The following is a 19404-nucleotide window of genomic DNA, read 5'->3' as shown; positions in this document are numbered from 1 at the left end:
TGCCCCCGACGCCCTTCACGTCTTCTCTCCGACGACCAGCGAGAACCACACCTTCTTGCCCTGGGTTCCCGGGTTCGGCGGCGCTGTGCCCCAGTCGTCCGCGAGCGCGGCGACGATGGCCAGTCCGCGTCCCGACTCGGCCGCCGCGCCGGGTGTGCGCGGCCGGGGCAGCAGGGGTGAGGGGTCCGAGACGGTGACGCGCAGTTCGTGCTCGGTGTGCTCGAGCACGATGACGACCGAGTCCTCGGGACCGGCGCCCGCGTGCGAGACGGCGTTCGCGAACAGTTCGTCCGTCGCGAGAACGGCGTCGTCGAGCAGATGGGACAGGTGCCAGAAGGTGAGGTGAGCGGCGACGGTGCGCCGTACCCGGGCCGCGCACGAGGGGTGCGCGGGCACCGCGACCTGGAACAGGCTTGGCCTGCTGAGGGAGATCAAGGAAGCCTCACCATGTAGTCCACGTCCGGGGGCGTAAGTGTGGTGGGGACGCCGTGGGTGCCGTGGGTACCGTCGGTGCCGTCATCGGGGGATCCTTCCGGTGCGTCGGAGCGCCGGGTGCTGTTGTCGAAGACAACAACACCGGCGGCCTGCCTGGCCAGGGAGTGCGGGGGTTGTCCGGTTGCATATGCGTAGTGACGTCGGCGCCGGCTACGCCACCGCTCCCAGGACCGGCCGCGACCTGCGTTCGAACTCCTGCACGATCGGCTCGGCGCGGTGCGGGCCGAGCCGGCCTCGGAAGTCCCGCAGGGCCTGGATCGAGCGTTCGCTGTGGACACCGCTCAACGCGTCGAGGGCCTCCGTCGCCGTGCTGAGCGCCTCGTCCAGACGGTGCTGCTGCAGATGGGCCGTCGCCAGCACCGAGCGGCTGATCGCCTGGCGTCGGCGGCGGTCGGCGTGGGCGCGTACGGACTGCTCCGCGGTGTCCTGTGCCTGTGCCGCCCAGCCCAGGTCGCGGAAGCACAGCGCCGACTCCGCCTCCAGGTAGTGGTGGTCCAGGAAGCGCACCCAGGGCGACTCCTCGGCGCTTCCCCGGCTCGCGGCCAGCTGCTGCTCGGCCGCGCGCAGGGCGTCGGTCGTCTCGCGGGCGCGGCCGAGCGCCGCGTGTCCCCGGGCGGACATGGCGTACAGGCGCATCAGGCCGAGGGGGCTGCCGGCGCTCCTGGCCGTGGCGAGGCCGGCCCGGGCCAGGCACACGCCCTCGTCGGGACGGCCGAGGCTGGTCGCGAGGTGGGACAGGCCGGCCATGATCTGCCCGCCGAGCACCCGGTCACGACCTTCGGCGCAGAGCCTCAGCCCCTGCGTCATGTAACGCTGCGCGAGCCCGTACTCCCCCGCGTCGTACGAGCTCCAGCCGGCCATCGCCGCGAGGCGGGCCGCGGCGGCGAACAGCTCGCGCAGCGGGGCCGGGGCGACTCCGCGCTGCTGCAGCATGGGGATGAGCTCGGTGGTCAGGTAGTGCACGATGCTGGTGCGGACCCCGCCGCCGCCGTAGTGGTTGTCCATCTCGTCGAACATGCCGATCATCGCGTGGACCTGCTCCACGGGACCGGCGGCGCCGGGAGGGGGCACGACGGCCAGTGGGGGGCGGACGCCGCCCGTGTCCCTGGCCGTGTCGAGGGGGGCCGCGTTCTCCAACAGCCAGAGCAGCCACTCCCGCTGCGGGTTCGTCAGAGCGCCCGCGACGAAGGGCACGGTACCGAGGAGCGTGCGCCGGGAGATGTCGGTGGATCCGAGTTCCGCCAGGGTGTGCAGGGTTTCCGCCACGTCGTCGCCGTACACGAGTGCCCTGCCCACGACGGGGCGTTGCGCGTCGGGCGCGAACCCGAGGTCGGCCGGGGAGAGGGTGCGGGCGAGGCGCTCGCACAGTACGGCGGCGATCAACTCCGGTGTACCGCCCCGCGGCTGCTGGCCCTGGAGCCAGCGGGTGACGGACGCCTTGTCGTAGTTGGTGTCCACGCCCTGACGGCGGCCCAGTTCGTTGACGCGGTGCGCGAGTGAGGCGTACGAACAGCCGGCGTCCTTGAGCGCGTTCGCCAGCGCCTTGTTGGCTCCGACCGCGCCCTTGCCGGGGCTTCTCGGTTGTCCGTTCGTCACGGCGGCCATCCAGGTCTCGCATCACGTCGGTGTGGGGGCCTCGCACCCCTCCCGATCTGCCGGGGCGTCAACTTCCCGGCAGCCGGACGAGGTTCGGTGAACCACCGCGCGATGTGCGGTAGGTCACCCGATCACTATGGTGACCGACGGGCACAGCTCGCAACCTTCGTTCTGATAATTTCAGAATGAAGCGCAAAGCCCTGTCGGTGTCAACCGAAGGCATGGCACACTGCCCGCTGTGACGGTCCCCCGGAGGTCCCACGTGAGCGAGAACCGCTCAGGCGGAAGTGCCCCCACCGTCCTTCGGATGGTCCTCGGCAAGCGGCTGAGGCATCTGCGGGAGCGGGCGGGTGTGTCGTTCGAGGACGCCGCACGGGCGATCGAGGTCACGCCGTTGACGGTCCGTCGGATGGAGAAGGCCGAGGTCGGCCTCCGCATCCCCTACGTGAAGGAGTTGCTGCGCACCTACGGGGTCCTGGCCAAGGAGATCGACGACTTCCTCCACCTCGCCAGGGAGGCCAACCAGCCGGGCTGGTGGTACACGTACCGCGATGTGCTGCCGGACTGGTTCAGCGCCTATGTCAGCCTGGAGAGCGAGGCCACCGTCATCCGGCTGTACGAACCCCACTACGTCCCCGGCCTGTTGCAGACCGACGACTACGCCGCCGCGCTGCTGCGCATCGGCTTCCCCAACGCGAGTGACGAGGACATCCGGCGCCGGGTCGCCCTGCGGCTGAAGCGCCAGGATCTGCTCGACAAGCCCGAGGCGCCCGCCGTCTGGGCCGTCCTCGACGAGACCGTGTTGCGCAGGCCCGTGGGCGGGGCCGAGGTGATGCGGGCTCAGATCGACCACCTCAGTGAGGTGTTGGAGTACCCGAAGGTCCGGATCCAGATCATGCGCTTCACCGCCGGTCCGCACCCCGGAGCCTTCGGTCCCTTCCACTACTTCCGCTTCGGCTTCTCCGAACTGCCCGATGTCGTCTACACGGAGAGCCTCGCCGGCGCGCAGTACTTTGACCAGCCCGCCGACGTCGTGACGTACCTGGAGGTACTGGACCGGATGTCCGTTCAGGCGGAGCCGGTCGCTCGGACCAGGGAAATCCTGGCAGCACTGCGTAAGGAGTTGTGAACCATGGCAACAGACAACCCCGTCCACAGCGGCATGCCCGCGTCCGAACTCGGCCGCGAGGGCTGGCACAAGCCCTGGAGCGGCACCAACGGCGGAAGCTGCGTCGAGGCCAAGCGGCTGCCCGACGGCAGTGTCGCGTTCCGGCAGTCCAAGGACCCCGAAGGGCCCGCGCTGGTCTACTCCCGGGACGAGATGGTGACGTTCCTGGAAGGCGCCAAGTCCGGCCAGGCCGACTTCCTGATCGCCTGACACCCCCGCCCGCCGTGCACCCTGGGCGCGAACGGTACGGCGCGCCACCACACCCGCACAACCGGACAACCCGCACGCGCACTGCCGCCGCGCGGAGGTCCCGTACACACTGAGGGAGTTGACGCAGGACGCGCGCACGACCGTGCGCGCACCACTCCGAAGGGAGCGGCATGCACACGCCGCCTCGCGCCCCGGGTCCAGCCATGCCGCCCGGACGTGCCGGCACTCCCCTGCCGGGCCGCTCCCCCAGGGCGGGGACGCCCCTGCGATGAACCTTCCGCCGACTCTCGCGGAGACCGTCGCGCCGTACCGAACCCTGTTCGTCGAGGGCCACGAGGGCGTCCACCGCGGCCGACTTTTCACCCGACTGGCCCAGCTCGGCTTCCCGTTACAGCGACCGCCGACGGGTCTGCACCACCTCGATCCCGCCCGTCCGTACCGCGAACTGCTGGCCGCGCCCGGCCGGTTCGTCATCGATGGCGGTGTCATCGGGGAACTCGTGTACGGGCCGCTACGTCGCGGACGGTCCCGGGTGACCTGGATCGAGGCACTCGACCTCGCCGAGGCGATCGCGGAACGCGAGGGTGCGATGCTCCATCTGACCGGCGGTGAACACGGCGGGGATCACCGCGGTGAACACTGCGGCGAGTCCGGCGACGAGGCGTCGGAAGCCGCGGCCGCCGCGCTCGCCTACGCCCGGGTGTTCGAGACGCTCGCCCAGCACGTTCCCGTGGTGAACGTGCACGTCACTCCCGTCCTTCTGGACGTGGTCACCGAACGGGCGCGCCGCATCCGTGCACCCGCGCACCGACAGTCCCAACTCCGGCAACAGCCCAGACAGTTGACGGTAGGTTAGCGATGTCCGCGCGAGGCAAGTCAGGAGAACTCCGATGACAGACAGCCGGTCCACCCCCGACCAGGAAGCCCTGTCCAAGATCGACACCACGGTGCCGCACTCCGCCCGTATCTGGAACTACTGGATGGGAGGCAAGGACAACTACGAGGTCGACCGCGAGGCGGGCGACGAGTACCGCGAGATCGCCCCCAACATCGAGGCGATGGCCCGCGCCTCACGCGTCTATCTGATCCGCACGGTCACCTTCGTGGCCCGAGAGCGCGGCATCCGCCAGTTCCTCGACATCGGCACCGGCCTGCCGACGTACGACAACACGCACCAGGTCGCCCAGAAGGTGGCCCCCGAGTCGCGCATCGTCTACGTCGACAACGACCCGCTCGTGCTGCGGCACGCCCAGGCCCTGCTCACCAGCACCCCCGAGGGCACCACGGACTACGTGGACGCGGATCTGCGCGAGCCCGAGAAGATCATCGAGACGGCCCGTACGTTCCTGGACTTCGACAAGCCGGTGGCACTGATGCTGATGGGCATCCTCGGCCACATCCAGGACTGGGAGGAGGCCAAGTCGATCACGCGCCGCCTCCAGGCCGCCCTTCCCCCGGGCAGCTACTTCGTGCACTACGACAGCACGGACACCGACGAGGAGCTCAAGCGGGCGCAACAGGGGTACGACGACACGGGCGCGGTCCCGTACGTGCTGCGCAGTCCCGACAAGCTGTCCGCGCTCTACGAGGGTCTGGAGCTGCTGGAGCCGGGCATCGTCTCCTGCCCCCTGTGGCGCCCGGAGCCCGGCACCTCGCCGGAGCCGACGGATGTGTACGGGGGGATCGCGTACAAAGCGTAGCCACTTCCTTTACTTCCTTCGTACCGGGTGGTCGTGTTGAATGTCAGCCTGTCGATCGACAGGATTCCTGGCAATAGCCCGACCGAACGGAACCGCATGTCCCTCCTGGCCAGGCCAGCGGTGGCCTCCCTCGTCGCCAAGACGATGCAGCGTGTCCTCACACTGGCGGACCGTCGGTCCGGCGGGCAGGGTTCCACTGCCGCGTTCCATGCCCGCCTTCCCGAGTTCCCTCGTGCGACAAGCGGGCTGACGATCCCGACCTCCGTCGCCCCGGCCCGGGTCGTGGTCTACCGGCCCCCGGTCGAGGGCGCCGAGGACCCGGCCCCGCCGGTCCACGTCAACTTCCACGGCGGCGGGTTCGTCATGGCGCTGACGGAGACGGACGACGCCTTCTGCCGGGCCGTCGCGGCGCTGGCGGGCGTGGTGGTCGTCAACGTCGACTACGTCGTCGCCCCGCAGTACCCGTTCCCGGCCCCGCCCCGGCAGTCGTACGAAGTGGTCCGGTGGATCGCCGAGAACGGGGCCGCGCACGGATGGGACGGCACCCGGCTCACCGTGGGCGGGCAGAGCGCCGGCGGCGGTCTCGCGGCGGCCGTGGCCCGGCAGGCCCTGGAGGAGCAGGGCCCCGCCATCGCCCTCCAGGTCCTGCACTACCCGCCGCTCGACCTGGCGACCGCCGCGAAGGACAAGCGGGCGGCCATAGCCAAGCCGATGCTGCGCCCGTGGATGGGCGAGGTGTTCGACAGCGCGTACGTGCCCGACCCGCTCCGGCGCACCGACCGCCTGGTCTCCCCCGCCCACCCGAAGGAGACCGCGGACCTCAAGGGCATCGCCCCGGCGCTGATCATCACGGCCGCCCACGACCGGCTCCGGGCGGAGGGCCTGCGCTACGCCGAGCGGCTCCGCCAGGTGGGCTCGCTGGTGGAGCACCACGACGTGGCGGGGGTCGACCACGGCTACGACCTGAACGACGACGAGAGGGGCCGGGAGATCTACGCCTTCGTCTCCCGGCACATCCGGCAGGCCACGGCTGACGTCAGCGCAGGGTGAGCGGGGTCTCCGTCTCGGCCCGGGTCAGTTTCTCGGGGTTGCGCACGTAGTAGAGGCCGGTGACGCGCGCGTCCTCGACGCGCATCGCCAGGATCCCGTCGAGCTCGCCGTCCAGGCGTACGAGAAGTGCGAAGCCGCCGTTGACCACGGTGGGGGCGACGGTGACCGGGCTCGTGTTCTTGCCGAGGACACCGACCAGGAAGCGGGCCACCTTCACGGCGCCGTTGATGGGCCGCAGCGCGGCCTGCTTGATGCCGCCACCGTCGTTCACCATGACGACGTCGGGGGCCAGTACGGCCAGGAGGGTCTGCGGGTCCCCGGTCTCCAGTACGCGCTGGAACGATTCCAGGACGGCCCGGCTCTCGTCCGGGGACACCGAGTGGCGGGGGCGCCGGGCGTCGACGTGCCGGCGGGCACGGTGGGCGATCTGGCGGACGGCCGCTGGGCTCTTGTCCACGGCGGCGGCGATCTCGTCGTAGCCGGTGTCGAAGACCTCACGGAGGACGAACACGGCGCGTTCGGTCGGCGACAGGGTTTCGAGGACGAGCATCAGGGCCATCGAGATGCTCTCGGCGAGTTCGACGTCCTCGGCCACGTCGGGCGCGGTGAGCAGCGGCTCCGGCAACCACTCGCCGACGTAGGCCTCCTTGCGGCGGCTCATCGTGCGCAGCCGGTTGAGGGCCTGCCGGGTCGTGATGCGGACCAGATAGGCGCGCTGGTCGTTGACCTGCTCGAGGTCGACCTTGACCCAGCGCAGCCAGGTCTCCTGAAGAACGTCCTCGGCATCGGCCGCCGACCCGAGCATCTCGTAGGCGACGGTGAAGAGCAGGTTGCGGTGGGCGATGAAGGTGTCGGTCGCCGGGTCGGTGGTGGGGGTGACGGGGTCGGCGGAACCGGGTTCAGGGGCGGTTGGTTCGGCGGCCGCAGGTTCGGGGGTGACGGGGTCGGAGGCTGCAGGCTCAGGAGTCGTGGGCTCGCTCATGTTCCCGCCCCTGTCCGGCGCGGGCCGCGGCCCCGTCTGCCGACCGTTCTGGTTCTTGGGCGTGCTTCCACCACAGGGTCCTCTTCGTTTTCTTGACAGCGTTCGATCAATACCAGGGGACACTGCCCGGCGTCCCGCCGTGACACACCGGGCAGCGTCTCAGGCCGCTCGCTCGGTGGCGGCAGGCTCCTGGCCGAGCACGGCCTGGACGCGCTGCCGACGCGTGGCGTCCTTGGACCACCACGTACGCGCACCCGGCTTGCGCGCCTCGTACGACAGCTGCCAGGGGATGCCCTTGCAGATGAGCTCCTTGATCTTCGCCCCCGACCAACCACCGAGGTAGTACTTCTTGACGCTGTCGTCCTTCTCGGCGAGCTGGAAGACACCTCCGTGCCGCCCCAGGCTGATGCACTGGGCGACGAACCCCACGTCGACGGACGCGGGCTGCTCACCCGCGATCCGGCTCAGTACCGTCTGCGCGGCCTGCGGGCCCAGTTGGACCGCGGCCTGGCAGCTCATCCGGTACGGCAGCTCCGACGGGGCGGCCGAGTCCCCGGCCGCGACGATGCGCTCGTCGTCGACGCTCGTCAGGGTCTCGTCGGTGAGCAGCCGGCCCAGCGCGTCGGTGCGCAGGCCGCTGCGCGCGGCCAGGTCCGGTACGCCGAACCCGACGGTCCAGACCGTCACCGCGCTCGGCAGTTCTCGCCCGTCGGCGAGCCGCACGGCGTCCCCGGTCACCGCCGTGACCTTCGTGTCCGGGCCGTCGAGGACGCTCACCCCGAGTGCGGTGAGCTGCTTGGCCACCGAGCGGCGTGCTCGCGGATGCAGGGACGGGCCGAGCAGTCCCCCGCACACCAGGGTCACGGTGCGGCCCTGCTCGGCGAGCTCGGCCGCGGTCTCGATACCGGTCGCCCCTGCGCCGACCACCGTCACCGGAGCCCCGGCGGGGGCGGCGTCGAGGGCCGGCCGCAGTCGCTGTGCCTCCTCCAGACCGGCGATCGGGTAGGCGAACTCGGCGGCGCCCGGCACGCGCGGGTCGGCGCTGCCGCTGCCCACCGCGTAGACCAGGTAGTCGTAGGCGACCGTGCCTCCGCCGGCGAGCGTCACGGCGCGTCCGGCCGCGTCGATCTCCGTCACGGTGTCCACCATCAGCCGGACGTTCTCGGCGAGGAGCTTGCCGTAGTCGGCGACCGCGTCGTGGGTGCCGGCCACGAGCTGGTGCAGGCGGATGCGGTCGACGAAGGTGGGGCGGGGGTTGATCAGTGTGACGGTGACGTCGGGGCGCTGCGTCAGGCGGTTGGCCGCCATGACTCCGGCGTAGCCGCCGCCGATCACGATCACCGTGGTGTTCCCGCTCATGGTGTCTCCTCGTTTGGACGGTGCGATGGGCCCCTCGGGGGCCCCTCAAAGGGGTTCGGCCTTAAGACACCGGGCGGTTCGTGGTTGTGACAGATGTTCGCCCTGAATTTTTTCGCCCCCGCCGCCCCTACCCGTCCCATCCCTGGGGGCTGCCGCCCCAAGACCCCCGCTTTCGGCCTGAACGGCCTCGTCCTCAAACGCCGGACGGGCTGGAAATGCGGGCCGGGTCGTCCTCAAAGGAGCCTGTCGTCCTCAGTGCACCGGACCAGCTGCCAGCGCAGCTATCAGGTCAAGTGTCCCGGACTATTGACTCCGTCACCCTGCTGTAGCGATCCTCGTCACGTAGTTGCACGTGTCATGACAACCCTTGTGCGAGGACGTGAACGATGACCGAGCCTGCTTTTCCGCCTCGCCCGCCTCGCGGACGCAGACCCCTGACCGTGGTGTCCCTGCTGCTCGCCGTGCTGGCGCTGACGCTCGGTACCGGGCCCAGCTCGGCGGCCGGCACCGACTGGTGGACGCCGACCGCGCGACCTGCGCCCGACTCCCAGATCAATGTCACGGGTGAGCCCTTCAAGGGCACCAACTCCCAGGGCGAGGTACAGGGGTTCGTCGACGCGCACAACCACCTGTTCTCCAACGAGGCCTTCGGCGGACGGCTCATCTGCGGGAAGGTGTTCTCCACCAGCGGGATCGCCGACGCGCTCAAGGACTGTCCCGAGCACTACCCCGACGGCACCTTCGCGGTGTTCGACTACATCACCCACGGCGGTGACGGCAAGCACGACCCGGTCGGCTACCCGACGTTCAAGGACTGGCCCGCGTACGACTCGATGACCCACCAGGCGAACTACTACGCCTGGATCGAGCGGGCCTGGCGCGGCGGTCAGCGGGTGCTGGTCAACGACCTGGTCACCAACGGCGTGATCTGCTCGGTCTACTTCTTCAAGGACCGCAGCTGCGACGAGATGACGTCGATCCGCCTCCAGGCGAAACTGACGTACCAGCTCCAGGACTTCATCGACGCGCAGTACGGCGGCACCGGCAAGGGCTGGTTCCGGATCGTCACCGACAGCGCCCAGGCGCGTGAGGTGATCAAGCAGGGCAAGCTGGCGGTCGTGCTGGGCGTCGAGACGTCCGAGCCCTTCGGCTGCAAGCAGATCCTGGACATCGCGCAGTGCGGCAAGGCCGACATCGACAAGGGCCTCGACGAGTTGTACGACCTGGGTGTGCGCAGCATGTTCCTGTGCCACAAGTTCGACAACGCGCTGTGCGGAGTGCGGTTCGACGAGGACGGTCTCGGTACGGCGATCAACGTCGGCCAGTTCCTGTCGACGGGCACCTTCTGGCAGACGGAGAAGTGCACGACCGCGATGCACGACAACCCCATCGGCGGTGCGACGGCGACCAACGCGACCGAGGAACTGCCGGAGGGCACCGAGCTGCCGACGTACCCCTCGGACGCGCAGTGCAACAAGCGCGGGCTCACCGATCTCGGCGAGTACGCGGTGCGCGGCATGATGAAGCGCAAGATGATGCTCGAGATCGACCACATGGGCGTCAAGGCCGCCGGCCAGGCGATGGACATCTTCGAGGCCGAGGCCTACCCCGGGGTGCTCTCCTCGCACAGCTGGATGGACCTCAACTGGACCGACCGCGTCTACCGTCTCGGCGGGTTCATCGCCCAGTACATGCACTCCTCCAAGGAGTTCGTCGCGGAGGCCGCCCGCACCGACGCCCTGCGCAGCAAGTACAACAAGGGGTACGGCTACGGCACCGACTTCAACGGCATCGGTGACCACCCCGCCCCGCGCGGCACGAACACCGGTACGGCGGTGACGTACCCCTTCACCAGTGTCGACGGCGGTTCGGTGATCAACCGGCAGACCACGGGTTCGCGCACCTGGGACATCAATACGGACGGTGCCGCGCACGTCGGCCTGATCCCGGACTGGATCCAGGACATCCGGCAGGTCGGCGGCGCGGACGCGGTGGGTGACCTGTTCCGCGGCGCGGAGTCCTACCTCGACACCTGGGGTGCCTCGGAGGCCCACAAGGCCGGGGTGAACCTCGCCAAGGGCGTGTCCGCGACGGCCAGTTCGTCCGAGTCGAACCCGGTCACCAGCTACCAGCCGGGCCGCGCCGTGGACGGCGACGCGGGCAGCCGCTGGGCGAGCGACTGGAGCGACGACCAGTGGCTGCAGCTCGACCTCGGTTCGACGAACCTGGTCAAGCGGGTCACCCTCGACTGGGAGAGGGCGTTCGGCAAGTCGTACCGCATCGAGCTCTCCACCGACGGCACGACCTGGCACACCGCGTGGTCCACGACCGTCGGCGACGGCGGCCTGGACACGGCACAGTTCGCGGGAACACCCGCCCGCTATGTGCGCGTCCACGGACTGGATCGGGGCACGGACTGGGGATACTCACTCTACGAAGTGGGTGTCTACGGCACCTGAGTTCCGTACCTAGGGGGAGTTCATGGCACGCAAGCCGTCGGCCGAGCGACGCCGGCAGCTGACCGAGGCGGCCATTCGCGCGATGACCCGGGACGGCGTCCCCAGGACGACGACCCGGTCCATCGCGGCCGAGGCGGGCGTGTCACTGAGCGTCTTCCACTACTGCTTCGACTCCAAGCAGGCCCTGATCGAGTCGGTCATCACGACGATCATGGATCACACGGTGGGGGTGGTGCGTGCGGCGATCCAGCCGCAGGCCACTCTCCAGGAGACGATCAGGGCGGGCTTCAGGGCGTACTGGGACCATGTGGCCGCCCATCCCGGCGAGCACATGCTGACCTACGAACTCACCCAGTACGCCCTGCGCGAGCCGGAGTTCGCGCATCTGGCCCGTCGGCAGTACACGCTGTACACCGACACGTACGCCGAACTGCTGGAGCAGCTGCGCGAGAGCATGGGCTTCGAACTGAGCGTGCCCGTACCGGTGTTGGCCGGCTATCTGGCGGCCATGACGGACGGGCTGACGCTCAACTTCCTTGCCCTCGGCGACGAGAAGGCCAGCGGGGACATCATCGACACGGTCACCGACCATGTCGCCGCCCTGGTGAAGGAGTAGCCCGTGCGGGATCGGCCCGGACTCTCTTCTGGGTCAGCGCCTACCGGGTTACCGCCAGCAGCCGCTCGGCGTACTCCGTGAGGTACTCCTCCCGCTGTTTCGCCGACGCCTCCCCCGGGGCCCTGGCGACGAACGGCGGCAGGACGTCGAAGCCCAGGCAGCGCAGGATGCCGTGGTGGATGGGCCACAGGACGCGGTCCAGGTCGTCGTCGGTGCTGTGGGGGTCGTACAGGCCCGTGGGGGTGCCCGTGGTCGTGCAGACCAGGGCGCGTCTGCCCTTCAGGGGCCCGGTGTCGTAGGCGCGTCCCTCTCCGTAGGCGAAGCCGCGGGCCATCGTGCGGTCGATCCAGCCCTTGAGGATGGCCGGCATTCCGGACCACCAGAGCGGGAAGTGGAGGATCAGCAGATCGCACCGGGCGACCTTCTCCTGTTCCGCGAGGATGTCGGGCGGGGTCTCCCGCGCCGCCGACACGCGTTCCTGTTCGACGGCCACGTCCAGGAAGTCCGGGTCGGTCCAGACTCCCGGGAAGTCGTCGGCGTCGACGGTGGCCTTCCAGCCGAGCCGGTAGAGGTCGCTGACCACGACCTCGTGCCCGGCCCGCTTCAGGACCTCCACGGCTCTGACCTTCAACGCGCCGTTGAATGAGCAGAGTTCGGGGTGGGCGAAAACGATCAGTACGTTCACAGTGGGGGGTCTCCTCAGGTCGTCCGTGCCGAGCCGTTCGGACCGAGTCGTTCTGTTCGCGTTGCTTTCCCAGGTGTTCAGCTGTTCAGGTGTTCAGCGGGCGGTCCGTTCTGTCGAGTGGGATGCGCAGGGTGAAGGCGGTGGAGCCGGGGCCGCTGGTCACGTCGAGGGTGCCGCCGTGTGCCCGGGCCAGGGAGAGCGCGACGGCGAGGCCCAGGCCGCTGCCGCCGCGGTCGCGGCTGCGGGCCTTGTCGACGCGGTAGAAGCGGTCGAAGACCCGGTCCCTGTCGGCGGCCGGGATGCCGGGGCCCGCGTCGGCGACCCGGACCACCGCGTAGCCGTGGGCACTGTTGTCGCCGCCTGCGCCGCCGCTCTCACGGTGGCCGGTGTGCTCCACCATCACGTCCACCGTCACCGCTGTTCCGGCGGGTGTGTGCACGGCCGCGTTGGTCAGCAGGTTGTCCAGGACCTGCCGGATGCGCAGTGGGTCGAGGCGCAGCCGCAGTTCCTTGGGCGCGGCCGTCAGTGTCAGCGGATGGGCCGGGTGGCCCGCGCGGAAGGCGTCCGCCGCCTGGGCGGCCAGTTCCACCAGGTCGGTGTCCTCCAGGCGCAGCGGTGCCTCGACCTGGGCGGCGTCCAGCCGGGCGAGGAGCAGCAGGTCGTCGAGGAGGACGCCCATCCGGGCCGCCTCGGCGCGCAGCCGGGCCAGGTGTTTCTCCCGTTCGCCCGGCTCGTTGGCGGCGGCGTACTGGAAGAGGTCCGCGTAGCCCCGTACCGACATCAAAGGGGTGCGCAGTTCGTGCGAGGCGTCGGCGACGAAGCGGCGCAGGCGCTGTTCGGCCTGCGTGCGCACGGCGAGGGAGTCGTCGATGTGTTCGAGCATGGTGTTGAACGCGGTGCGCAGTTCCTCGACCTCCGGGCCGCCGTTGCCGCGGTCGGCGCGTACGGGGAGCCGGGCGGAGTCGGTGAAGTCGTGCGAGGTGATGCCGCGGGCGGTGTGGGCCATGTCGCTGAGGGGTCTCAGGCCGCGCCGCAGCACCGCGCGGCCGAGAATCACGAGGCCGAGGAGGGCGAGCGCGAAGGCGACGACCTGGACCGTGACCAGCCGGTCCATCGTGTTTTCGATGTCGTCCATGGGGGCCGCGGTGACGAGGACGATCCCGTCCTCGACCTCGCAGGCGCGCAGCCGGTAGGCCTCCCCGTCGATGCGCGCGGTGCGCAGGACGGGGTCGGTGCCGGAGGCCCGCAGGGTCGCGGCGGTGGCGAGGAGCTGGGCGGAGTCGGGCGGCACGTCGGCCGGCTGACGCAGCACGGGCTTGGGGCCGGACACCGCGTACGAGGCGGTGTACCAGCCCCAGTACGGCTTGCCCTGCACGCTGCCGTAATCCTCGACGTCCTTGGACTGGCTCGTCTGGACGAGCGCCATCTGGTCGCTGAGCTGGCGTTCCAGGTACTCCCGCATGTACATCGAGAGCGACGCGCCGACGACGGCGAACACGCCCAGCGCGAGGACGCCCATGCCGAGTGCCAGCCGCGTGCCCAGCCGCAGCCTGCGGTAGTGCTCCCGGCAGCGGCGGATCGTGTGGACCACGCGCTTCACTCGCCGACCTGCCGGACCACGTAGCCGACGCCGCGCACGGTGTGGATCAGCGGTTCGTCGTGCTGGTCGGGGTCGTCGAGCTTGCGGCGCAGCCGGCTGACGACCAGTTCCACGACGTTGGACCGGCCGCCGAAGCCGTACTCCCAGACGTGGTCGAGGATCTGCGCCTTGGTGAGCACGGTCGGTGACTTGCGCATCAGGTAGCGCAGCACCTCGTACTCGGTGGGGGTGAGGGTGAGGCGTTTGTCGCCGCGGCGGACCTCGCGGGTGTCCTCGTCCATGGTCAGGTCGGCCACCTGGAGCACGGACCGCTGGAAGGCGGGACCGGCGCTGCGGCGCAGTACGGTCCGCAGCCGTGCCATCAGCTCCTCCACGGCGAAAGGTTTCACCAGGTAGTCGTCGCCGCCCCGGGTGAGTCCGGCGACCCGGTCGGCGACTCCGTCGCGGGCGGTGAGGAAGACCACGGGCACCATCGTGCCCGACAGCCGCAGCCGGTCGAGCACGGCGAAGCCGTCGAGGCCGGGGAGCATCAGGTCGAGCACCACGATGTCGGGGCGGAACTCGGCGGCCCTGCTCAGCGCGTCCTCGCCGGAGTACGCGGTGACCGCCTCCCAGCCCTCGTAGCGGGCGACGGTCGCGACCAGGTCGGCGATGGGCGGATCATCGTCCACGACTAGAAGTCGTACTTTTTCCACGTGCTCATACTGCTGCACGCCGCCCGCGACGCCACACCTCCCTCCCTTCCTACGCGCGATCGATAAGAACTTGAAAGTCCAACGACAGGTGAATGACAGCTACGGTCGGTCATGCTCGGTGGTCCCAGGACCCGATCAAGGAGCACCATCCGTGACGACCGTCCAATCGCCTCCCGCGCCCCCCACGGCGATACGACCCAAAGTGGTGGCCCGCACCGGCCTGTACGCCGTGCTGGCCGCCAATGTGGCCGTCGTGACCGTCTTCTTCGCCCAGGCAGGCTTCGCCTCGAACGCGCTGATCGTGCTGGGCCGGCTCGCCGGCCTGTACGGCGCGCTCTTCATGGCCTTCCAGCTGGTCCTGGTGGCGCGGCTGCCGTGGCTGGACCACCGCATCGGCATGGACCGGCTGACCTCCTGGCACCGCTGGGTCGGCTTCGGTCTGCTGTGGACCCTGCTGGCCCACGCGGTGTTCATCACCTTCGGCTACGCCGAGGGAACCTCCCTGGGCCCGATCGACGAGCTGGTGGAGCTGGCCGAGACCACCGAGGGCGTGCTGCGCGCGATCGTCGCCCTGGTCCTGATCATGATCATCGGCGCGGTCTCCGCACGCTACGCCCGCCGCCGCCTCGCCTACGAGACCTGGCACTTCATCCACCTGTACACGTATGTGGCGGTGGTCCTGGCGTTCACCCACCAGGTCGGGGTCGGTACGACGTTCACCTCGTCGCCCGCCGCCACCACGTACTGGTGGGCCCTGTGGGGCGTGGCCCTCGGTTCGGTGTTCCTGGGCCGGGTGGTGCTGCCGCTGCGCAGGAACCTCCGCCACCAGCTGCGTGTCTCGGCGGTCGTCCCCGAGGCCGACAACGTCGTGTCGATCTACATGACGGGCCGCGACCTCGACAAGCTGCCCGCCCGCGCCGGCCAGTTCTTCCTGTGGCGGTTCCTCACCAAGGACCGCTGGTGGCAGGCGAACCCGTTCTCGCTGTCGGCGGCACCCGACGGCAAGTCGCTGCGGCTGACCGCGAAGGTGGCCGGCGACGGCACCGCCGCCCTCCGCCACATCCCGGTGGGCACCCGTGTCTTCGCCGAGGGCCCGTACGGCGCCTTCACCGCGATGCACCGCACCCGGCCGGAGTCCGTCCTCATCGCGGGCGGGGTGGGCGTCACGCCCATCCGCGCGCTCCTGGAGGAGATCCAGGGCCACGCGGTGGTCATCTACCGGGTGGGCAGGGACCAGGACGCCGTCCTGTACGAGGAGCTGCGGGACATCGCCCACGCCAAGGGCGCCGAGCTGCACCTGGTGAGCGGGCCCGTCGTCCCCGACCTGCTGGCCCCGGCCGAGCTGGCCGCGCTGGTGCCGGACATCACGGAACGGGACGTCTTCCTGTGCGGCCCGCCGCCCATGATGAACGCGGTGCTGCGCAACCTGCGGGAACTGGGCGTGCCCAAATCGCAGACCCATTTCGAGCGCTTCAGCCTGGCCGGATAAGAGGAACGTCGTGAAACGAGCACTGCCTGTACTGGTCCTGAGCGTGGCGGGCCTGGTCCCCGTCTGGCTCTACGAGCCGTCCCTGGGCATCACGTCCTCGGCGGCCTCGACGCCGTCCACCTCGTCGTCTTCCTCCTCGTCCTCGGGGTCCGGCGGTTCCTCGTCCTCGGTGTTCACCGGTCCCACGGTGAACACCGAGAAGGGTGACGTCCAGGTCGAGGTGACGTTCGCGGGCTCGAAGATCTCCTCGGTGCGGATGCTGAAGCAGCCGAACCACCCGCAGACCACCGCCGCCGTGCCGGTCCTCATCAAGGAGACGCTGGCGGCACAGACCGCCGACATCGACACCGTCTCCGGCGCCACCATCACCAGCGGCGCCTACAAGGAGTCCCTCCAGGCCGCCATCGACGACCGGGCCGACTCGGCCGCGGCGGCCCCGTCGCCCGCCGCGTCCACCCCGTCGTCCGGGGCCGCCGCCTCCGCGTCCAAGGTCGTGTCCGGGACCGCGGTGGACACCGAGAAGGGCACCGTGCAGGTCGAGGTGACCTTCGAGGGCGACAAGATCGCGTCCGTGAAGATGCTCCAGCAGCCGAACCACCCGCAGACCACGGCCGCCGTCCCGGTCCTGATCTCGGAGACCCTGGCCGCGCAGAGCGCCGACATCGACACGGTCTCCGGCGCCACCATCACCAGCGGCGGCTACAAGGAGTCCCTCCAGGCCGCCATCGACGCGAAGGGCTGAGCGGATGCGGCGCGTCGAACACATCATGGGGTTCCCGATCTCGCTGCTGATCGAGGACGAGAAACCTCCCACGGGGGCGGCGGACGCCGTGTTCGCCTGGCTCCACGAGGTCGACGCGCGCTTCAGCCCCTTCAAGCCCGACAGCGAGGTGTCCCGCCTCGACCGGGGCGAGCTGGGGTACGGCGAGCTGAGCGCGGACCTCACCGAGGTGCTCGGCCTGTGCGAGGAGTACCGGGTCGCGACCCGGGGCGCCTTCGACGTACGGCTGCCCGGCCGGGGCCTCGATCCGTGCGCCATGGTGAAGGGCTGGGCGGTGCAGCGGGCGGCGGATCGACTGGAGGCGGCCGGCGTACGGACGTACTGCCTGAACGCCGGCGGTGACGTGGTCGCCGCCGGGCGCCCCTGGCGGGTGGGGGTACGGCATCCCGAGCACGCCGACCAGCTGTGCGCCGTCCTGGAGCTCACCGACGGGGGTGTGGCGACCTCCGCCCGCTACGAGCGGGGCGACCACATCCTCGACGGCCGCACCGGCCGGCCGGCGACCGGGCTGCTGAGCCTGACCGTCGTCGCGCCCACGCTCACCGAGGCGGACGCCACGGCGACGGCGGCGTTCGCGATGGGCGCCGAGGGCATCGACTGGGCGGCCGCCCGCAAGGGCTGCGAGGTGTTCGCCGTCGACGCCGACCGCCAGGTCTTCCGGACTCCGGGACTGCCCGTCGCCGCCTGACCGATCGCACTCGTTCGCCGTGTACGTCCGTGTGGGCGCCCTCCGTCTCGGCGGTGGGCGCCCACAGGCGTGTCCGGGTCCGCGGAGTCAGTGGCCCCGGGCGATCCAGTCCTCCAGGCTCGGCGCCTCGGCCCCGATGGTGGTGGAGTCGCCGTGCCCGGTGAGGACCTTCGTCCCGGCCGGAAGGGCGAGCAGCCGGTCCCGGATCGAGTCGATGATCGTCGGGAAGTGGGAGTAGGAGCGGCCGGTGGCACCCGGGCCGCCGTTGAAGAGGGTGTCGCCCGTGAAGACGGTGCCGAGGTCCTGGGCGTACAGGCAGACCGCGCCCGGTGCGTGTCCGGGTGTGTGCAGGACCGTCAGCTCGGCGCCGGCGACCTCGATCACCTGACCGTCGGCCAGCCGGGCGTCCGGATCCCGGTCGGGATGGGTCTGCTTCCACAGCGGCAGGTCGTCGCCGTGGAGCAGGATCGGGGCGCCGGTGCGCGCGGCGAGTTCGGGGGCGGCGTCGATGTGGTCGTTGTGGGCGTGGGTGCACACGATGGCGGTCAGGCGCCGGTCGCCGACGGCCGTCGCGATGGCGTCGGCGTCATGGGCGGCGTCGATCACGATCACCTCGTGGTCGTCGCCGATGATCCACACGTTGTTGTCGACGTCCCAGGTGCCGCCGTCGAGGCTGAACTGCCCGGAAGTGACGAGGTGTTCGATGCGTGCGGCCATCAGAGCACCACCACCGAGCGCAGTACGTCGCCGCCGTGCATCCGCTCGAACGCCTTCTCCACCTCGTCGAGTTGGATGGTCTCCGTCACGAACTTCGCGAGGTCCAGGCGGCCTTGGAGGTGCAGGTCGATGAGCATCGGGAAGTCGCGGGAGGGCAGGCAGTCGCCGTACCAGGACGACTTGAGCGAGCCGCCGCGCCCGAAGACGTCGATCAGGGGCAGCTCGAGCTTCATGTCCGGCGTCGGCACACCGACCAGGACCACGGTCCCGGCGAGGTCACGGGCGTAGAAGGCCTGCTTGTACGTCTCCGGGCGGCCCACCGCCTCGATGACGACATCGGCGCCGAAGCCGCCGGTCAGTTCCTGGATCGCCTCGACGGGGTCGGTCTCCTTGGAGTTGACCGTGTGGGTGGCGCCCATCGTGCGGGCGGTGGCCAGTTTCCGGTCGTCGATGTCGACGGCGATGATCTTCGCGGCTCCCGCGAGGTTGGCACCGGCGATCGCCGCATCGCCCACGCCGCCGCAGCCGATGACGGCCACCGTGTCACCACGGCCGACGTTCCCGGTGTTGATGGCGGCGCCGATTCCGGCCATCACACCGCAGCCGAGCAGCCCGGCTACGGCAGCGGAGGCCGAGGGGTCGACCTTGGTGCACTGGCCGGCCGCGACGAGGGTCTTCTCGGCGAAGGCGCCGATCCCCAGCGCCGGCGACAGCTCGGTGCCGTCGAGCAGGGTCATCTTCTGCTTGGCGTTGTGCGTGTTGAAGCAGTACCAGGGGCGCCCACGCAGACACGCCCGACAATTCCCGCACACGGCACGCCAGTTGAGGATCACGAAGTCACCGGGAGCCACATCGGTGACCCCCTCCCCCACCGACTCCACGACACCGGCCGCCTCATGGCCGAGCAGGAAGGGGAACTCGTCGTTGATCCCGCCCTGCTTGTAGTGCAGGTCCGTGTGGCACACCCCGCACGCCTGGATCTGGACGACGGCCTCGCCCGGACCGGGGTCCGGCACGACGATCGTCTCGACCCGCACCGGTTCGTTCTTGCCCGGTGCGATCACGCCGCGTACTTCCTGCGCCATGGTGCTGAACCCTTCCATCGGCCAATGTT

The 19404-nt window shown here is 70.2% G+C and carries 19 protein-coding genes; 10 read left to right on the top strand and 9 right to left on the bottom strand.

Translation table 11 applies throughout. From position 1 onward, the window contains the following. Positions 1-15: 15 nt before the first annotated feature. Together PV396_RS31290 and PV396_RS31285 are read right to left on the bottom strand one after the other, a co-directional pair. On the bottom strand, positions 16-435 hold the full coding sequence (locus PV396_RS31290) for an ATP-binding protein (RefSeq protein ID WP_319210379.1): 420 nt from the start codon (positions 433-435) through the stop codon (positions 16-18). Between the two features lie 210 nt (positions 436-645). Continuing rightward, a complete protein-coding gene (locus tag PV396_RS31285) occupies positions 646-2100 on the bottom strand; it encodes a hypothetical protein (protein ID WP_319210378.1) in 1455 nt (484 codons plus the stop codon). A gap of 253 nt (positions 2101-2353) precedes the next feature. Between PV396_RS31285 and PV396_RS31280 the strand changes: the two genes are divergently transcribed. The 5 genes from PV396_RS31280 (at position 2354) to PV396_RS31260 (ending at position 6219) form a co-directional block, all read left to right on the top strand. Continuing rightward, complete coding sequence (locus PV396_RS31280) at positions 2354-3220, top strand: helix-turn-helix transcriptional regulator (RefSeq protein ID WP_319210377.1); 867 nt, start codon at positions 2354-2356, stop codon at positions 3218-3220. Between the two features lie 3 nt (positions 3221-3223). Beyond that, positions 3224-3469, top strand: coding sequence for a DUF397 domain-containing protein (locus PV396_RS31275; protein WP_319210376.1), 246 nt, complete (start codon positions 3224-3226; stop codon positions 3467-3469). A gap of 268 nt (positions 3470-3737) precedes the next feature. Beyond that, positions 3738-4325 (top strand): hypothetical protein, encoded by a 588-nt coding sequence (locus PV396_RS31270; RefSeq protein ID WP_319210375.1) that lies wholly within the window; start codon positions 3738-3740, stop codon positions 4323-4325. 34 nt (positions 4326-4359) lie between these two features. Beyond that, on the top strand, positions 4360-5169 hold the full coding sequence (locus PV396_RS31265; protein WP_319210374.1) for an SAM-dependent methyltransferase: 810 nt from the start codon (positions 4360-4362) through the stop codon (positions 5167-5169). 96 nt (positions 5170-5265) lie between these two features. Beyond that, positions 5266-6219, top strand: coding sequence for an alpha/beta hydrolase fold domain-containing protein (locus PV396_RS31260; protein ID WP_319210373.1), 954 nt, complete (start codon positions 5266-5268; stop codon positions 6217-6219). Here PV396_RS31260 and PV396_RS31255 read toward each other — a convergent pair. Beyond that, positions 6206-7201, bottom strand: a complete 996-nt coding sequence (locus PV396_RS31255) for an RNA polymerase sigma-70 factor (RefSeq protein WP_319210372.1) — start codon at positions 7199-7201, stop codon at positions 6206-6208. The genes PV396_RS31260 and PV396_RS31255 overlap by 14 nt on opposite strands. A 159-nt stretch (positions 7202-7360) precedes the next feature. Continuing rightward, a complete protein-coding gene (locus PV396_RS31250; protein WP_319210371.1) occupies positions 7361-8560 on the bottom strand; it encodes an NAD(P)/FAD-dependent oxidoreductase in 1200 nt (399 codons plus the stop codon). A gap of 386 nt (positions 8561-8946) precedes the next feature. Between PV396_RS31250 and PV396_RS31245 the strand changes: the two genes are divergently transcribed. Together PV396_RS31245 and PV396_RS31240 are read left to right on the top strand one after the other, a co-directional pair. After that, positions 8947-11019 carry a discoidin domain-containing protein gene (locus tag PV396_RS31245; RefSeq protein ID WP_319210370.1) on the top strand — a complete coding sequence of 691 codons (2073 nt, stop codon included), beginning with the start codon at positions 8947-8949 and terminating at the stop codon, positions 11017-11019. A gap of 22 nt (positions 11020-11041) precedes the next feature. Then, on the top strand, positions 11042-11635 hold the full coding sequence (locus PV396_RS31240; RefSeq protein WP_319210369.1) for a TetR/AcrR family transcriptional regulator: 594 nt from the start codon (positions 11042-11044) through the stop codon (positions 11633-11635). 40 nt (positions 11636-11675) lie between these two features. Here the strand turns inward: PV396_RS31240 and PV396_RS31235 are convergent, their stop codons facing one another. The 3 genes from PV396_RS31235 to PV396_RS31225 all read right to left on the bottom strand — a co-directional run bounded on the left by PV396_RS31235 (position 11676) and on the right by PV396_RS31225 (position 14615). Further along, entirely contained in the window at positions 11676-12320 is a 645-nt protein-coding gene (locus PV396_RS31235) for an NAD(P)H-dependent oxidoreductase (RefSeq protein WP_319210368.1), read from the bottom strand. Between the two features lie 85 nt (positions 12321-12405). Beyond that, positions 12406-13839 (bottom strand): HAMP domain-containing sensor histidine kinase, encoded by a 1434-nt coding sequence (locus tag PV396_RS31230; protein ID WP_319210639.1) that lies wholly within the window; start codon positions 13837-13839, stop codon positions 12406-12408. Positions 13840-13916: 77 nt separating this feature from the next. Then, entirely contained in the window at positions 13917-14615 is a 699-nt protein-coding gene (locus PV396_RS31225) for a response regulator transcription factor (protein WP_319210367.1), read from the bottom strand. Positions 14616-14766: 151 nt separating this feature from the next. Here PV396_RS31225 and PV396_RS31220 point away from each other — a divergent pair, with 151 nt between their 5' ends. From PV396_RS31220 to PV396_RS31210, 3 genes are read left to right on the top strand one after another with little or no spacing between them, the layout of a single operon-like run. Next, the gene (locus PV396_RS31220) at positions 14767-16104 is read left to right on the top strand and encodes a ferric reductase-like transmembrane domain-containing protein (RefSeq protein ID WP_319210366.1); all 1338 of its coding nucleotides are present in this window, start codon (positions 14767-14769) and stop codon (positions 16102-16104) included. 10 nt (positions 16105-16114) lie between these two features. Beyond that, complete coding sequence (locus tag PV396_RS31215; protein ID WP_319210365.1) at positions 16115-16846, top strand: FMN-binding protein; 732 nt, start codon at positions 16115-16117, stop codon at positions 16844-16846. Positions 16847-16850: 4 nt separating this feature from the next. Continuing rightward, the gene (locus PV396_RS31210) at positions 16851-17573 is read left to right on the top strand and encodes an FAD:protein FMN transferase (protein WP_319210364.1); all 723 of its coding nucleotides are present in this window, start codon (positions 16851-16853) and stop codon (positions 17571-17573) included. Between the two features lie 87 nt (positions 17574-17660). On the opposite strand, the gene PV396_RS31205 is transcribed toward PV396_RS31210, so the two are convergent. Beyond that, positions 17661-18290, bottom strand: a complete 630-nt coding sequence (locus PV396_RS31205) for an MBL fold metallo-hydrolase (protein WP_319210363.1) — start codon at positions 18288-18290, stop codon at positions 17661-17663. After that, positions 18290-19375, bottom strand: coding sequence for an S-(hydroxymethyl)mycothiol dehydrogenase (locus PV396_RS31200; RefSeq protein ID WP_319210637.1), 1086 nt, complete (start codon positions 19373-19375; stop codon positions 18290-18292). Before PV396_RS31200 ends, PV396_RS31205 begins: the two co-directional genes overlap by 1 nt. Positions 19376-19404: the final 29 nt, after the last annotated feature.

Origin of the sequence: Streptomyces sp. ME02-8801-2C (assembly GCF_033793965.1) — a bacterium.
In the GTDB taxonomy this organism is placed as follows: domain Bacteria; phylum Actinomycetota; class Actinomycetes; order Streptomycetales; family Streptomycetaceae; genus Streptomyces.
This window is presented reverse-complemented; position numbering and strand designations above follow the sequence as displayed.

Bases quoted from the DNA above. Each gene is read 5' to 3' on its own strand.
- PV396_RS31210 (WP_319210364.1), top strand. From the start codon at position 16,851: ATGCGGCGCGTCGAACACATCATGGGGTTCCCGATCTCGCTGCTGATC.
- PV396_RS31285 (WP_319210378.1), bottom strand. From the start codon at position 2,100: ATGGCCGCCGTGACGAACGGACAACCGAGAAGCCCCGGCAAGGGCGCG.
- PV396_RS31200 (WP_319210637.1), bottom strand. From the start codon at position 19,375: ATGGCGCAGGAAGTACGCGGCGTGATCGCACCGGGCAAGAACGAACCG.
- PV396_RS31250 (WP_319210371.1), bottom strand. From the start codon at position 8,560: ATGAGCGGGAACACCACGGTGATCGTGATCGGCGGCGGCTACGCCGGA.
- PV396_RS31275 (WP_319210376.1), top strand. From the start codon at position 3,224: ATGGCAACAGACAACCCCGTCCACAGCGGCATGCCCGCGTCCGAACTC.
- PV396_RS31255 (WP_319210372.1), bottom strand. From the start codon at position 7,201: ATGAGCGAGCCCACGACTCCTGAGCCTGCAGCCTCCGACCCCGTCACC.
- PV396_RS31245 (WP_319210370.1), top strand. From the start codon at position 8,947: ATGACCGAGCCTGCTTTTCCGCCTCGCCCGCCTCGCGGACGCAGACCC.
- PV396_RS31205 (WP_319210363.1), bottom strand. From the start codon at position 18,290: ATGGCCGCACGCATCGAACACCTCGTCACTTCCGGGCAGTTCAGCCTC.
- PV396_RS31260 (WP_319210373.1), top strand. From the start codon at position 5,266: ATGTCCCTCCTGGCCAGGCCAGCGGTGGCCTCCCTCGTCGCCAAGACG.
- PV396_RS31265 (WP_319210374.1), top strand. From the start codon at position 4,360: ATGACAGACAGCCGGTCCACCCCCGACCAGGAAGCCCTGTCCAAGATC.
- PV396_RS31230 (WP_319210639.1), bottom strand. From the start codon at position 13,839: ATGGGCGTCCTCGCGCTGGGCGTGTTCGCCGTCGTCGGCGCGTCGCTC.
- PV396_RS31270 (WP_319210375.1), top strand. From the start codon at position 3,738: ATGAACCTTCCGCCGACTCTCGCGGAGACCGTCGCGCCGTACCGAACC.
- PV396_RS31240 (WP_319210369.1), top strand. From the start codon at position 11,042: ATGGCACGCAAGCCGTCGGCCGAGCGACGCCGGCAGCTGACCGAGGCG.